A 14846-nucleotide genomic window follows, 5' to 3' on the forward strand; every position below is an offset into this window, starting at 1 on the left:
AGCCTTGCGGGCTGTGTCCGGCGAGGCGCGTCGACGAAGGTCTTAAAGTCTTCCTTCCTGGACAGGGCCAGATGTCCCAGACCCGCGAGAGTCCCCGTCGTCACACGTCCTCCAGGGCGTCCGCGTAGAAGTCCTCTTCAGGGGGGAGATCGTCCAGACCGGCGTCGTCATCGCCTGCCTCGGCGACAGGATCGGCGTCTGCCCCCGTGGGTACCTCGGCCTGTCCGAGCGCTCTGCGCACGGACCCGAGTGAACCGCAGGCCGCGACGCCAGGTTCTGGCAGGTCGAGGCCAGCCTGTTCCCGGGAGGTTCTCAAGGCCATTCGGCGCTCGGCGAGCGTCGTCCCCAGTCCGAGGTTCCAGCGCTCCAGCAGGTCGGCGACCGCGAGGCGGTCGTCGGGGTAGCGGTACTTGGCCGCCGCCAGCTTCCGGGCGAAGGCGAGCGCGTCCTCGCTCAGCGGCATCTGCATCGACGGTGCATGCTCCCAGGTCAGTGCGTGCCAGACGCGGGTGTCAGGGTCGCGGAAGTAGATGCGGGTGATGTCGTTGGGGTCGACCTGGAACGGCCAGCCGTTCTTCACCGGGCCTGCGTACGGGCTGCGGATGCCAGGATCGGGCAGGCCCGCTCCCCGGTAGCGGCGGCGGTCGATCTCGACGCCGTAGTGCTGGACCGTGCGCCACTTCGTCTGCAGGAATTCGAAGGCGAGATCCGGGTCGCGGGGGACCTTGATGTAACCGGCCCTCGCGATGCCGTGCTCGAACATCTGCGCCGGAGGCATCCGTAGGCCGGGCAGACCCGGGTCTACCAGCCCGGAATGAGGCCGGCAGTGGTAGACCGATGCCGTCCACTCCCGGATCATCGCCTCCAACTCGTCGAGGAAGAAGAACGCCTCGCCTTCGGCGTTCTCACCGCGTGAGTGGATGTCCGGTCCCTTGTAGCCGGGTAGCGCCTCCAGCAGCCCCTCGTGCAGCGTCCGGAAGAAGCGCTCCACCGGGCCCTTGTCCCGGCCGGTGCGCAGCCGGGCAGGCTGCACCGAGATGCCCATCCGCTGGCACACACTGGTCAGATGCTGCGAGACGTACACCTTGCCGTGATCGACGACGAGCGTCTCGGGCACGACCGGCGGTGAGGCGAGCCCCGGTCCTTGAGCTCGGTCGACGTCGACCAGGACGGTCCGGGGGATGCCGTGCTCTGGCCAGACCGCGTGCTTCGGCCAGTCCGGCCCGGCCGGCCGCGGGCGGAAGCATTCGAAGAGGACCGCGCTCACATCCATCGCCTTCGTGGAGACTGGTGTGAGGCGGATTCCGCAGATGCACCGGGAGTACCAGTCCATCGCCACCGTCAGCTCAGCCTGCACCCACTTCAACGTGAGCGGATCGAACGCGAACACATCCAGCCGCGTCGTGTCCATCAGCAGATACTCACCCGGCCGCGTCGGGCGGAGCTTGCCGTACGGCCCCTCCGGCCGCTCGGCGATATCACGGTTCCGCTTCGTGCTCAGCCGGAACAACGGATGACGCCGTTCCAGCTCTGCCAGCACGCGAAAAGCCGTCGCCCTGCTCGGCTGACGAACGACCTCCGGCCCGAAGCGAGCAGTCACCCTGGCCCGCGTGCGCTCGATCACCAGGGTCCGTGACGGCCGCGATTGGCCGGTGTGCTCGACTATCACCTCCAGAGCGGTCTCTACCCACCGTTCATCAACGGAAGACCGTGGCTGTCCTGCCCGTTTCCGCTTTGGTGCAAGGCCGGCCTCGCCGTACTGGCGGAAGTCAGATACCCATTGCTTCACGGTGCGGATCGACACGCCGAGCTCCTTGGCCTTCGACAAGTACCTGAGCTCTGCCGGCGTGCCGGGCGTGAACTGAGGGCGTGGCTCGTCCGCGCGGGCCGATGCGGAGCTGCCGGAGTGGTATCCCGTCAGCACTTCCCGGATGTGAGCGGCTCGTTCCAGCACCTTCTCCCGCTCATCGAGACGCAGCTGGCCCAGCACCACCGAGGCGATCTGCTCGACATCGTCAGCAGACGGGCCCGGCTGATCAGGTATCACCTGCGCACGATCGGAGAACAGCAGCTCCCTCAGAGCCAATCGCAGGACACGCCCCTGGCCGTCACTGAGGACCACCTCATTCCCCGACGTTGTTGCGGCCATCTCGACCACCTCGAAGATCTCGCCCTCGTAGCGGAAGCGCGTGCCGACTCCCACCCGAGCCGCGGCGCCGCTCATGCGGTCCTCCTCAACAGGCTGGAAGGGCATAGCGGGGCAGTGAGATCCGTGTACAGATCGTGCGACCACAGCAGGTGGTGGACCGCGGCACGAACCTGTGGCTCGGGCCGGTTTGGCAGCCTCGAAGGCGCCAGTCGAAGTGGAACACCATCCAGCGCGACCCGGTGCAGCTCGCCCAGGAGGCTCGGATCAAACAGCCACGGGCGTCGGTATCCAGCCAAGAAGCGAATGTTCTCCAGCTCTGCGGGCGGAGGCGCATCCCATACTTCGTAGCACCAGCCGCGTGCCTCTACCGCCTGTCGGGTCCAAGCAAAGGTGAACGATACGACCGGCGCGGACCACCGCCAGCGCGGCTTCACGTCCACCACCACGGGGCCGCAATCAGTGATCAACAGATAGTCCGGGACGTGCTTGCGGACCTGGCCGTCGACCAGGGCTTTCAGCAGGAAGGGCTGCGCGACGATGCCGTGCACCGAGGGATCGAAGTCAGCGCACAGCAGCCGCGCGAGCTCCAGCCGAGACTCATAGATCACGTGGCTTCGTGTCGTGGACGACCAGTACGTGCCGGAGTAAATGCCTCTGTCCCTTGCGCCAGTGAAAGGTTCGCCACGGAGCAGCGGCCCCCAGCGCGTCGACCGAGATTTCGGCCCACGGCCGGTCCTCGAGAAGCTGTCCGTTCGTCTGGCGTGCGCTGACTGTCACAGTGAGATTACTCATGGCACTACCCCCACCCCGAGGAACAGCCAACGAATCCAAGATGCAGTCCGACTGACGTGGGCGAGTGCTTATCTGGTGCCGTCACTCGAATGGGCGTCGATACTGAACAGTGGGTCTCATGCTGACTGCACAAGTGCAGTCAGAGTGCAATTAGCCCTGAGACTGTGCAGCGAAATTTGAGATCCCACACAAGAGGCCGGACTCGGAGTTCGCTTGGGGCAGACAGGGAAGATCGCGGAACGACTGGCCAACGCGTGCGAGGGCATGTCAACGTAGATCACCTTGCGAGAATCCCCAGGTCAGAGAGGTGGTTGTCGGTAACCGTAGCTCCTGTCAACCCGGATTGCTCCACCACCGCGAAGCTCTGCGGCTGGCCACGCTCGTCAAGGACGAGTTCTCTGCAAAGGACTTCAACCTCATCGTGGACGACCGTGCAGGCGTGCATGCCAGCTTGAAGGACGGTCGTTTTCACCTCGGCTGTTTCCACCGTGACCACCCCGGCTCTGACGGAGAGGGACGAACGATAGCCGTCACCGGCACGGCCAAGGTGCGCGGCCACCACCTGCTCTTCGACACCGAGACGCCGGCCGGCATCGCCGCCGCCGTGGCATGCGTGCTGGCGACCTTACGGCCCCGTGAGACACCGCATGTGCTGCCCGGAAGTCCTCACCCGAGGGCGGCACGCCGACTGCCGGCGGCAGGCCGGTACCACCGCTCACCGTTTTCCTCACCCAAGGAGGCCGCTCGTGACGCACTCGGAGATGACTGTCGGCGAGCTCATCGACTTGCTGTCCGGCTGCGACCGGAGTGCTCCGGTACGCCAGGCCATGAACCCGTTCTTCCCGATGGCGCATCGCCTCGCGCAGGTCGTGCAGTCCGTGGACGAAACCGGTCGGCCTGTTGTCTACCTCGCCGAGGGGCGGGACGAGGACACGCAGCTCGGAAATGTGCCGCCCGAGGTCGCCGTCGCTCTGGCCTGGCAGGGCCCCGTCCAGGCGCCCCCGCGTCGCCCCCGCCGCAGTGCCGGCGGCAAGTAGAACCGTACCGAGCCCTTGGAGGCGCCCCTGTACCCCGACTTCCCGCCCGTCCCGTCGGATCCGAACGGTGCTCAGCCTGCGTTCTGGGTCGGTCCCCGGCATCTGGCCGGTGACGACGGGCGCCTCTACGACACCGTCGCCGACACGCTCGGTGGCCTGGGCTGGACGAGTCTGACGATCGTCCGCGGCCGGTCTGATCCGGACGAAGCATCGGAGGACCGCCAGGTCCTGCGCAGCACCGTCCTGCACATCAGCCCCGACACCCTCCGATGGGCCCAGTGGGTGCTGGCGGACGAGCCGTTCCGCCTCGGGGACTTGCCGATCGCCTGGCAGGTCTCCGCCCGTGCGGACACGAGCAGCTCGCTCGCTCAGTGGTCGGCCTATTTCACCCCTGACGTTCCCGGCGAGGCCCTGGCCGGCTTCCTGGTCGCGCTCGATGCCCGCGCCCGGCCCGCCATGCCGCTCGCCGGTCCCGAGCTGGTTCTGGACGCCGTGGCCGCACACGGGTGGCTCCGCGACATCGACCAGCCTCAGGCGGGAGCGACGGACCCCACATTCTCCTCGCACGTCAGCCTTGGCGAGGTGCCACCCCTCATCCAGGACGTCGACCCGCACACCCTGACCGCCGAGCCCGACGAGCCGGGCCCGGCCGGATGGCAAGCATGGTCCGAGCCCGCGCTCGGCGCACCGTACCTGTGGGCGGTGTCCTTCGGCGCCAGCGTCCCGCACGACCTCGTGGCTGCCTTCGCCGACTGCCTCAGCTCGACGGCACCGGTCCTGCGCCGGGTGCTGCCCGAGGCGACACGGGAACGACTCCTGCGGGCGCCGGCCAGCTGACCGCCCGGGGTCTTCTTGCAATCCGGCCTATGCAGCCCGGCCTCTTCCGAAGGGGGCCGGGCTTCTGGCTTCTCAGGTATGGAACGCCCGCGCGCAAACGCGCTGATGCCCCCGAACGCGACGGGCGGGGAAGCAGCATGTCGGGGACGGGTCAGCTGGTAGCTGTGGCCTTGTCGAGGTGGCGATCGACGTGGGCAGGGGAGCCGGAGACGATCAGCGCCCTCCCGGATCGCGGTCTGCGCCACCACGGTGCTCCGCCCACTGGTGGAGCACGTCAGGAGCTGGCTCCACTGCTCGTCACCGAGCCTGCGGAGCGGCGCTCCGGGTGGGTCCGGCCGGTTTTCCTCCAGGAGGGAGGAGGCGGTGTCGGGCTTGGCTTCGGTGGTGTCGGTGGAGCAGGCGGGCACGGCGAGGAGAGCGGCGGTGGGGCCGAGGGCTGTGGTGGCGACGCGACCGCCATGGCTGAACTGGCCCCTTGTTCCAGGCGACGGATGGTCAGTGCGGGCCCGCGGGCCCGGTGGGGTTGTGGGGGTGGGGTCAGTGTCCGAGGTGGCGCAGGCAGTCCTCGAACGTCGGGTGTGTCGCGTCCGCCGGTCCGGAGTTCCGGTTGTACCAGGCGGTGTCGAGGCGCGTCTCCTGCTGCTGGTGGCCGGCCCGGCAGCGCAGCCAGATCTGGTCGCGGGTGGAGAGGATGAGCCAGTCCCGGTATGCGCCGCACTCGGCGCAGGCGACCATCTCGCCGTCGAGGACGAGCGGCCACTTCCACGGCATCATCCGGCCGTCGAGCTGGTCGTGGCTGGGCACTCGCAGCTCCGGCGGAAGGAAGTCGTCCACCACGGCGGCCGGCTCTATACGTTCCAGTTCCGCCCGCACCTGTTCGACCTCCGGTGGCACCTGGCCCTCCAGCCGCGCCGACCGTTCAATGAACCGGCGCACTGTATTGCTGGGCTTCGCCGCCCGGCGGCGTATCCGGTAAAACACCCTGCCGTACTCCTTCGTCTCGTCCTGCTCGCGTCATGATCGTGCGCCGTGACTCGGTGGAGCTTCAATTCACAGAGTCAACAGTCCAGCCGAGTGACGGTCGAGAGGCGAACCGAGAGGGCTCATCGTGTGTTGCCCGCCGTCTCTTCATCGAGACGCCGGCCAGGGGCAGCGGTACGGGATGCCGCCGGGCGCGCGGCGGATGGATTCGTCGCCGTGCTGTTCTTGGGCTGTCCCAAGGCGTCGGCCGGAAGATCGGCCTGACGCCGCAGCCGCCACACCAGTACATCGCTCACCGAGCCCGCGGTGTCGAGTTCGCGACGCGCTGCCGCGTCGGTCAGGAGTGCGGCCGGGCTGTGGCCGGCGGTTTCGGCATCCGCGATGGTCGCGGCCAGGGCGTACCAGCCGGGCTCGGCGAGGATCTGCTCGGCCAGCTCCGGCAGCGCCTCGCGTAGCAGCACCGTCTGCCGCTGGAGCATCGGCCGGCTCAGGCGCCGACTTCGCTGGTGGAGCACGCCGAGGGGCTGGGTGGCTGCGGTCCGGTAGGCGGTGCGCAGGTGCTCGGCGGCCCGGGTGGCGGCTTCGGCCTGCTGGGCGTGTCCCTTTCTGGCGTGCCAGTGCGCGGCGGCGGTGATCAGGAAGAACAGCATGTCGATGGCCATCGCAGTGGTGGCGCCGTCCTCGCCGCGGCCGAGGGCGGGCCCTGCGTGGACGAGGTCGCGGGCGGCCTGCCGTAGCGCGCGGTCGTGTTCCCGTACGGCGCGGACGTGGGAGCGCGAGGCGCGCTCGAAGGCCGTTGCGGCGTCGCGCAGTTCGCGGCGGGTGTGGGCGGCGGACGTCTTCGCGAGGGCGTCCAGGACCTCCCCGGCTGCGGCGATGTGGGCGGCGGCAACCGCGTCCTCGCCGTGCTCGACGACGAGCACGGCCTGCCACACGGCTGACGCCGTCTCGCGGCGCGCGGCGGCCGGACTCCCCGGCCCTGTACGGATCACTTCCTCCTGCACGGAAGCGGGGGCGTCCTGGGCGTCGCCGGACCAGCGCTCCCGGATGCGGGGCAGCGACAGGTCGGGGGCCAGGCGCGCGCCGGGGTAGAACACCGGCTCGCCGTCCTTGTTCAGGTCATCTGGCAGGGCGACTTTGTATCCGAGCAGGTCACCGGACGGCGCGGCGCGCTTGCGGATCAGGAGGCCGGCGGCGGCGAGCCGGTCGAAGAACTCCTCGTCGCTCCTCGCGCCGGTCACCGCCCGCCGTACCGTTTCTCGCAGTTCCTCGCGGGCTGTACGCTCGCGCCCCTGGCGCTCAGCCGTGTGGCGCTCAGCGCTGGTGGGTCGCTTCGCGCCGGTGCCGTCGCCCTTGTTCAGGCGGCGCAGGCCGAGTTCCACTTCGAGGGCGCGGGCCTGGGCCTGAACGCGGGCGGCGTCGTGGTCGAGGTCGGGGTTGAACCCGTCCTCGCGCACGAGGGTGGCGATGATGTGGATGTGGTCGTCGGCGTGCCGGACCGCCGCCCAGCGGCAGCCAGCGCCCTGTTCGGGGTCATCGATGCCGGCGGCGGCCACCATGCGCCGGGCGACCTCGCCCCATTCCTCGTCGCTCAGATTCCGGTCTTCTTCGGCGTTGCGGACCGACAGATGCCACACATGCTTCTTGGGCCGGTTGGCCTGCTCGACGTTCTCGACGGGCTGATCGAGGAGCTGCTGGAGCTGTTTGAGCGTGGCGGAGGGGGCACGACCGGGGTCGGGGGCGTTGTCATCCCAGGAGGCGACCAGGTGCGGGTCGGTGTGCTCTTCGAACTTGCCCGGCCCGTAGAGGTAGTAGAGGAGGCCGATGGTGCGCTGTCCGCGCTTCTGGATCCTGGGGATCATGCCGGTCAGGGGGTGCTGTCCTGGTGGAGGAGCCGGTCGGTGGCGTGCTGGACGCGCTGGACTGCACGGTCGGTGGCCGTGATGACCACGTCGAGTTCGCCAGGGTGCCCTCCGGCGTTGACCGCTCGGGCAATCTGGTTCAAGTTGCTTCCGACGTGGCCGAGGTGGCGACGGGCGGCGAATAGCTCGGCGATCACCTCACGCTCGCCGGCGACGGCACTCGCGGTCCGTTCGAGGTCCCGAGCGGCGGAGAGGGAAGCGCGGGCGAGGAAGCCGGCGAAGGTGAGGCCGGCGGCCTTCGCTCCGGCTGTCACGAGGGCGAGTTCGTCGTCGCTGAAGCGGGTGTTGCGGACATGCGGACGCTGGCGACGCTGGTACTTGCGGCGGCGCGTGCGCGGCTGCTTACGTCCGTCCTGTATCCCCTCTGACTGCGATCCGCCCTCGGTCGCAGCCTCCTCGTCTGGCGTCCCCCGGCGCCGGACGAGCCCCGGCCCCACCGGGGCAGGGGAACCCTTGGATACTCCGCTCAAGGCGGAGTACCCAAGGGGATAACTTGCTCGCCCCGAGACCGAGTTGAAGTCGGGAGCAGGTTCCGGGGTCGTGCCGTTCAAGTTCGGGTTTGTCATCGGGATCCCGGCCTCGTGGAGCGGGTGTGGTGCTGGATGGTTGCGGCCAGCGCGAGGACGTCGGCCGGCCCGAGAAGGACGCGGACGGGACCCGCCGGGTGGTCCTGGACGAGCCACTGGCCGGTCGGTGTGAGGACGGCGGCGTGCAGGAGACGTTGACGGACGAGGACGTCTGCCCAGGCGCCGGCCTCGGCGGTGGTGGGCTCGGATGAGCGAGGGGGACGCGGAATCACGGCGTGTCTCCTGGAGCGGGGCGGTGACCCGGCACGAAACCAGGCCACCGGTTGCGGATAGGGACGTTGAACTGGGGATGTGGCGGTTCAGCCGCATTCGGGGCAGCGCCCGACGTGGCTGTTGAGCGCGCGGGCCATGCGCTGCTTCGTCGAGGCAGCCTGCTTCGCGCTGGACTTCGCCGCCGGCCTGCCCGCGTGCCGCTCGGAATGGGCGATCATGAAACCGATCTCCCGCTCGTACTCCGCCCGCACGGTGTCGAACTGGTGGCAGGTCTTCATCGGACGGTGCTCCTTGTCTTCGTGGTGTCGTCGCTCCGCAGTTCCTGGAGGACGAGGCTCAGCCGGTCGTTTCGGCCGCCCGGGAGGCCCTCGCGGCGGAGGATCTCCCGTAGTTGCACACGGGTCACGGACTCGTTGCCGTCCCGTTCGAGCAGGGCGGGGACGTGGGGACGGACCTGCTCGGCGAGCTGGCCTACCGACTGCTCCGGCTCGCGTGGCGGCCGCTGTGTCCGCGGGGTACGGGACCGGTCGCGCTTTCCCTTGCTCTTCGTGCGGGGCTTCGTGGTCGTCTTCCGCCGGAGGGGGGCCGTGTGTCCCCGGTCCCCGGTGGTCTCGGTCCCCGACTCGACGGCGCTCGGTCCCCGGTCCCCGGTGGTCTCGGTCGCCGACTCGGCAGCGTTCGGTCCCAGGTACGAACCAGGGCCCTGACCAGGGGCTTCTCGCGCAGCGCGGTCGGTCCCCGCGTCTGCGGCGTTCCCCTCTGCGGCTTCCAGATTAGCGGGACCGGTCCCCGGGGCTGCGCCCGCTTCTGGGGCCTCGGTCCCCGCCTTCTTGCCTTCGGTCCCCTTACTTGACGACGCCTTTGAGTCTGCGATTTCGGGGACGGGTCCCCTCAAGCCGTCCGGTCCCCGGTCCGCCTCCGGCTCGTCGGGACTGTGGGGACCGGGGACGGGGACCGGCGCATTCGGCGTCGGCGGCGAGGGGACCGAGCCTGCCGTTGTGGTGCTGTGCGCCGGGGACCAGGGCGAGGGAAGCGGGACCGTGGCGAGCGCGAGGGCGTGCCGACGGGCGGCAAGCTGGTCGAGCAGCTGCGCTCGCTGGAGGGGGTCGGTGCCGACCGAGGCCCTGCCGACTGCCTTCGACAAGCGCCGGGTCAGCCGCCGGCCGCGCCAGCTGAGCTGCTGCTCGGGTGTGCACTCGGCAAGGCGGGCGGCGAGGGCGACCGCGCGGGCGGTGGCCCGGTCCCGGGTGATCTGCGCGGCGTCGCGGTCTCGCGCGGCGATGCCGAGGCGAGACAGCAGCCGCTCGCGCGACACGCCCCAGGACGGCGATCAGCCCGTGTGAGGCGGCGCCTGGAGTGCGCAGGCGCAGTTCGATGCCCATCGCGAGGTGCCACAGCATCGCCGCCATGATTGGCCCGACGAAGGCCCGGACCGTGCCGCCGACAGGACCGCTCTCGGCATAGGCGGGGATCACCTGCACTCCGGTGATCACCCAGACCAGCGTGCCCGGCAGACCGGGGGCACCCTGGGTGGCCAGGTTCTGCCGGGCCATCAACGCGGTCGCGAAGAGTGCCAGCTCAGCAGCGGCGAACATCCCAGCCCGCTCGGCGGTGCCGGCCATGTCGAGGTAGTCGGCCGCGAAACGCCAGCTCGTATCCGCGCTGTAGGCGGTGCAGCCGAGGGCGGCAAGGGCGGCGACCTTGACCGCCGGACCGCCGAGACGTTTCTGGGGGCGCGTGCCCCGGCGCCGGATGGCCCAGGCGGTCAGCACGAGCACCAGTGCGGCGGGCACGACGGCGGCGAGGAGGAGAGGAAGGTCCGGGGCGGTGCTGAGGGCCAGGACAGGGTGGGTCATGTGGCCTTTCCGAGAGGGGCGTTCGCCGGAGTCGACACTGCCAAGCGGGCTGCTGACTTCCGTATGCCGGGCGCGGGGCTGCCCGTGGCTGGAGCGGTCTTCTTCCGCTTCTTCTTGGGCCGTGGCACGCCGTAGGTGCGGTCGCGGTCGAAGACCTTGTTGGCGGCCTGCCGGAGCAGGTCACGGGCGTGCTTGTGGCTGATCTGCAGGGCTGCGGCGAGCCGGTCGGGCCGCCAGCCACGCACGTAGGCGTGGTCGATGACGACCTGCCGCTCGGCCTCGGTCAGGTGCACGTCGCGTCCCTGGAAGAACGCGCTGACACGCCGGTAGTCGAGGCGCTGGTGCAGTCCGTCGTGCCAGGGGCGCCGCTCGGCCTCGGTGAGCCCGCCCCACACGCCCTCCTTGAGGACGTTTTCCAGGGCGTAGTTGAGGCAGTCGCGGCGGACCGGGCACCAGCCGCACAGCTCTTTCGCCTCGGCGATGGCGTCGTGGTCGCGGGGGAGTGGGAAGAACACGGCGTCGGCGTCCTCGACGTCCATGCCGTGGCACGCACCGCGGGTGTGCCAGCTGGTGTCGCCGATGCCGCGCAGGCCGGTGGCCGGCGCGTCGTGGGTGGTGATGTGGCGCAAGAGGGGTCTCCGATGTGCTGCCGCGCTGGTCGGCCAGGGGCCGGCGCTGGGTGGGTGCGGCGTCGGGTGCTGATTGCGGTGCGGGGAGTGCGCCGCGGCCGGGGCCGGGTCGGTGGGTGGCGGTGCACCGGACGGGGATGCACGGCATCGCGCGTCGGTCAGGCCAGTGCGGGCTGCTGGACCTGCTCGGTCTGCTGGGCGGTTGCGACGCGGCTGGGGTGCGGGGTGGCGCGCGGGGCGGTTGCGCGTGCTCCGTCGTCGGGGCCGATCCTCCGGCGGCGGCACGGCTCACCGGGCTGGGCCAGGCACCACTCGCAGCGGACACGCAGGGCGTCGGGCCGGCCCTGGGCGACAGCCGCCTCGCGTGCTGCCCTGGCGGGCCGGTACGGCGCGAGGGCGGCTCGGGCAGCGGGCGGTATGCACGAGCCGACCTCCCGCAGCCGCGCCTCCAGCCTCGGGTCGAGCCCGCCTCGACCGCTGGCGATCGCCCGGGCCTGCGCGGGCTGCGCGGTGCCGGCGGCGACGGCGCGGCGGGCGCCGACCAGCTCGGCGGTCCAGGCCGCCTGGTCGTCCGGGTCGACGCACGGCGTGGGATCCGAATGGCGGGCCAGACGGTCGCGCCGGTAGCTCTCCCACGGGCGGGCCACATCCGCGGGCAGAATCTGATACGGCGAGAGGCGGATGTGCCGACGGGCGGTGACACGGGCGTCCCAGCCGTACGGCGTAGCCATCGGCACGTCACCCAGCAGCTCGTGCCACTGCGCGAGCTGCTCACCGGCCTCGCCCGGATCGGTGCGGGTAGTGCGAGGGTCGAGCCGGCCGATGTAGGCCAGCAGGGCAGCGACTTCACGGCGGTCCACGGTCAGCCCTCCGTTCCGGTCGGCTCGTCGAGAGCGGCGAGGAGGGCAGCCTGGTGCGCCTCGGTGCGGGTCATGCTCCGCACCGGACGGTGTCCGCTGTCGGGTACGGCGTAGAGCTTCGGGTGTACCGGAGCGTGCTCCCGGGCGACCCAGGAACGCCAGTCGGCAGCCCAGGCCCCAGCCGAGCGGGGCTTGAAGTCGGCGCGGTGCGCACGCCACTTGGCATCTGCGGCGGCCAGGCCCTCATCGCCGAGGCGATCGAGGTGCCCGTGCTGGCGGACCCAGGCGTGGGTGTCTGGGTCGACCTGCCACTCGGCAGCCGAGGTGACGGCAGCACCACCACTGCTGTACCTACGGTTCCATTCCGGTTCACTACGGTTCTGTGTGCCGGTTTCCGGCACGCCGGGGTGCCGGTTTCCGTCGGGAGGTACCGGTTTCCGGACCTGCCGGTTTCTGGCCCTTCGTGGGGGATTCCGGCACCTTACGCGGACGGATTCCGTACCGCCGCAGGACCGAGAGCCGGAGCGTCAGGCCCACCTCGGCCTCGTTCGCCGAGGCTTCCTCGTCGCCCCCCTCGTTCTGCTCGCTGGCGGCTTGTGCCATGGCCTTCGCGGCGAGAGGCAGGCGGTAGACCGTGCTGCGCTGCGGACCGGTGAGATCGTCAAGCTGCTCCAGCTCACCGCTGCCGAGCAGCCGGTCGAGGGCATCGCGCACCGTGGACCGGCCCGCGTTCGTGCGCTCCGCCAGGCTGGCCAGGGAGGCCCAGGAGACGCACTGCTCGTCGGCCACCCGATCGGCGATCGACAGCAGCACCAACCGCGCGGTCCCCCGGCTGGAGCTGTGCTCCCACACCCACTCGCGGGCATCGCTGCTCATCGGCCGCTCCCGCTCACGCAGCGGCGCCGACGGCGCGCCGAGGCCGGGGTGGTGTGCTCCGGCCCGGGGCCGGAAGGCACCGAGGCGGAGGTGGCTGACGCGCAGGCCAGGCGGGCTGGCCTTTCGCGCAAGGCAGGAGGCATGTGATACTCCCCTTTGCAGTGTTGCCACGCTGACGCGCCCCGTGGAAGGGATCAGCGTGGTGATGGTGGGCAATGCCCGCCCTTGCCGGGGCGGTTTGCCGTTGAGCGTTCGGCGTCCGGGAGTTTGCCGCTTCCGGGCGCCGCCGCTGTATGCGGACCAACACGGTCTGGCCCGTCTCTACCGCTCCTCACGTTCATCGACCGGGCGGTGTGCCCGGGGACGACGAACATACGCACGGCCTGGCGTCAAGGTCCAGACTTGGTTCTTAAACGCTGTAGTAGTCGTACGCTCGGGCGCGACGCCGGCCGGGCGATCGCCAAGTCCTTAGCGGAAGAGCCCCGTGCACGCCGCAGAGGAAAGCGGGCCGCCGGATGACTGCTGGCGATTGCGACAGGACGCAGCCGCCCTGGACGATGTGCTGCAGCAGCCATGGGTGGTGATCACCATGCCGGCCCCCGTTAGGTTATCGGACGTTGACGCTGGGTTGTCAGCGCTGGTCAGAGGATTTAAGCCAAGCCACCATGCTCCCGTCAACGCATGGGCCCGACAGAGTTGACGCGCGTAGACCAACGTCTTGGTGTATGGCGTCGGTCCCTGAGTTGGTAGCCAAGTCCCCTTTTGTGTGGCGCGGCTGAGAAACCATCAGGTGGCCGCCGGAAAATAGGGACACCCAAAATGCGGCCACTTCTGCGTCGGCGTGAATATCGGCAATTTTTTGCCGGTCGCGATAACCGGCAAAAAATTGCCGGTCGAGATGTCTGTTTCGTTGGCTATTGAATCATTTGGTGGGGGGATCGGTCCTCGCACCCCGCGGTCAAGATCAATCTGCAAATGCGTATCGTCTGTGGCGAAACGAGCAGGGTGGGGGCCGGCGAGTCACGCCGACCCCCTTTTTTTCATGGAACCCGATGTAGTGGGATCCCTGATGGGCGGATAGGAAGAGAGGAACCGGTCATGGTGACGGGCGCGAATGGACCGGCTCCGGACGTCACCGAGGGCACGGAGATACCCTCTGAGGCCGAGGACGCTGTCTCCAAGGAGCACATGGAATTTGGCATCGTACTGCGCAGATGGCGAACCGCGGCCGGGCAGACCCAGCTCGTCGTCGCCCGAGCCTTGAAGCTCGGAGAACGCACCTACCGCAAGATCGAACGCGGAGAAAGACCACCCCGCTTCAAGCGCGAGCAATGCGAGAACCTGGCCCGCCTGCTTGACCTGGACAAACACGAGCGCCACGTCCTGCTGCTCTACAACGTCGGCACTGCCCTCCCGCCGTCCCCGAGACGCGACCACCCCGAACTGGCCTGGGGGCTGCGCTTGCTCATCAACCGGCAGATGCCCAGCCCGGCTTACCTCTGCGACCCGAACTGGAACATCCTCGCGTACAACGAGGCGATGGCCCAATGGTGGCCATGGGTGACCGAGCCGGATGCCAACTTGATGAGATGGGCACTCCTCGCCCCTGAAGCGCGCGCCCAGTTCCACGACTGGACGCAGCACGTCTCCATATACGTTCACATGCTCAAGTTCGCCCTGGCTGCCCCTGGCGATCACAATGAACTGCTGAAACTCATCCAAGAAGTCAGAAAAGACCCGCACGTGTGGCACGCCTGCATGACGGATAGTGAACTGATAGAAACCCGAGACGGCCACGTCTTCCGCATGTCAGTGCCCGCACTCGCCGGCGAAACCATCGAAGTCGTCAGCCACGTCCTGCGCCCGGCAGGCATGCCCGACTGCCGGCTGGTGGTACTTACCCGGGTCGAGAATGATGAGCGAGACAGGCCGAGTGAGGAAAGCGGCTCCGACGTTGGCTCACATCAGGGAATGGGAGTTGAAACAGATCCTCAACGCGGTGGCGCCATACCTGTTTTGATGAATTCCCCACAGACGCGTCATGCTCGTCGGCAAGTCAGCAGCTCGCGGTCCGTGCGGAGTTGTCTGTAGACGGCGGGAAGTCGCG

13 protein-coding genes and 3 pseudogenes are annotated in these 14846 nt (G+C 69.3%); 4 read left to right on the top strand and 12 right to left on the bottom strand.

Features of this window, described 5'->3' with window-relative positions:
* Positions 1–100: 100 nt before the first annotated feature.
* Together IG02_RS0105765 and IG02_RS35970 are read right to left on the bottom strand one after the other, a co-directional pair.
* Positions 101–2224, bottom strand: a complete 2124-nt coding sequence (locus IG02_RS0105765) for a helix-turn-helix domain-containing protein (RefSeq protein WP_030742576.1) — start codon at positions 2222–2224, stop codon at positions 101–103.
* The gene (locus tag IG02_RS35970; RefSeq protein ID WP_078854233.1) at positions 2221–2799 is read right to left on the bottom strand and encodes a TnsA-like heteromeric transposase endonuclease subunit; all 579 of its coding nucleotides are present in this window, start codon (positions 2797–2799) and stop codon (positions 2221–2223) included. The genes IG02_RS0105765 and IG02_RS35970 overlap by 4 nt, the downstream gene beginning before the upstream one ends.
* Positions 2800–3252: 453 nt before the next feature.
* On the opposite strand from IG02_RS35970, the pseudogene IG02_RS42555 reads away from it, so the two are divergent.
* The 3 genes and pseudogenes from IG02_RS42555 to IG02_RS0105785 form a co-directional block, all read left to right on the top strand.
* Positions 3253–3578, top strand: a pseudogene (locus IG02_RS42555) (DUF317 domain-containing protein); the annotation flags it as partial.
* Positions 3579–3687: 109 nt separating this feature from the next.
* The gene (locus IG02_RS0105780; RefSeq protein WP_030742578.1) at positions 3688–3978 is read left to right on the top strand and encodes a hypothetical protein; all 291 of its coding nucleotides are present in this window, start codon (positions 3688–3690) and stop codon (positions 3976–3978) included.
* A 15-nt stretch (positions 3979–3993) separates the two neighbouring features.
* A complete protein-coding gene (locus tag IG02_RS0105785) occupies positions 3994–4815 on the top strand; it encodes a DUF317 domain-containing protein (RefSeq protein ID WP_030742580.1) in 822 nt (273 codons plus the stop codon).
* 537 nt (positions 4816–5352) lie between these two features.
* Here IG02_RS0105785 and IG02_RS0105790 read toward each other — a convergent pair.
* From IG02_RS0105790 to IG02_RS41370, 10 genes and pseudogenes are all read right to left on the bottom strand, one after another.
* Positions 5353–5796, bottom strand: a complete 444-nt coding sequence (locus tag IG02_RS0105790; protein WP_030742582.1) for a hypothetical protein — start codon at positions 5794–5796, stop codon at positions 5353–5355.
* Positions 5797–5918: 122 nt separating this feature from the next.
* Positions 5919–7658, bottom strand: coding sequence for a relaxase/mobilization nuclease domain-containing protein (locus IG02_RS0105795; protein ID WP_030742584.1), 1740 nt, complete (start codon positions 7656–7658; stop codon positions 5919–5921).
* Positions 7659–7663: 5 nt separating this feature from the next.
* Positions 7664–8284 carry a plasmid mobilization protein gene (locus IG02_RS43800; protein ID WP_037802392.1) on the bottom strand — a complete coding sequence of 207 codons (621 nt, stop codon included), beginning with the start codon at positions 8282–8284 and terminating at the stop codon, positions 7664–7666.
* Positions 8281–8517 (bottom strand): hypothetical protein, encoded by a 237-nt coding sequence (locus tag IG02_RS42565; RefSeq protein WP_078854235.1) that lies wholly within the window; start codon positions 8515–8517, stop codon positions 8281–8283. The genes IG02_RS43800 and IG02_RS42565 overlap by 4 nt, the downstream gene beginning before the upstream one ends.
* 87 nt (positions 8518–8604) lie before the next feature.
* Positions 8605–8796, bottom strand: a complete 192-nt coding sequence (locus IG02_RS0105810; RefSeq protein WP_030742593.1) for a hypothetical protein — start codon at positions 8794–8796, stop codon at positions 8605–8607.
* Positions 8793–10374, bottom strand: a pseudogene (locus IG02_RS35975) (hypothetical protein). The gene IG02_RS0105810 and the pseudogene IG02_RS35975 overlap by 4 nt, the downstream one beginning before the upstream one ends.
* A complete protein-coding gene (locus IG02_RS0105820) occupies positions 10371–11003 on the bottom strand; it encodes a WhiB family transcriptional regulator (protein WP_030742595.1) in 633 nt (210 codons plus the stop codon). The pseudogene IG02_RS35975 and the gene IG02_RS0105820 overlap by 4 nt, the downstream one beginning before the upstream one ends.
* Positions 11004–11161: 158 nt before the next feature.
* The gene (locus IG02_RS0105825; RefSeq protein ID WP_030742597.1) at positions 11162–11863 is read right to left on the bottom strand and encodes a hypothetical protein; all 702 of its coding nucleotides are present in this window, start codon (positions 11861–11863) and stop codon (positions 11162–11164) included.
* A gap of 2 nt (positions 11864–11865) precedes the next feature.
* Positions 11866–12739, bottom strand: a pseudogene (locus IG02_RS35980) (helix-turn-helix domain-containing protein).
* A 786-nt stretch (positions 12740–13525) separates the two neighbouring features.
* Positions 13526–13714, bottom strand: a complete 189-nt coding sequence (locus IG02_RS41370) for a hypothetical protein (protein ID WP_158712242.1) — start codon at positions 13712–13714, stop codon at positions 13526–13528.
* 123 nt (positions 13715–13837) lie between these two features.
* Between IG02_RS41370 and IG02_RS37630 the strand changes: the two genes are divergently transcribed.
* Complete coding sequence (locus IG02_RS37630; RefSeq protein WP_051764506.1) at positions 13838–14830, top strand: helix-turn-helix transcriptional regulator; 993 nt, start codon at positions 13838–13840, stop codon at positions 14828–14830.
* Positions 14831–14846: the final 16 nt, after the last annotated feature.

The organism is Streptomyces sp. NRRL F-5135 (assembly GCF_000719775.1).
Classification (GTDB): domain Bacteria; phylum Actinomycetota; class Actinomycetes; order Streptomycetales; family Streptomycetaceae; genus Streptomyces; species Streptomyces hebeiensis.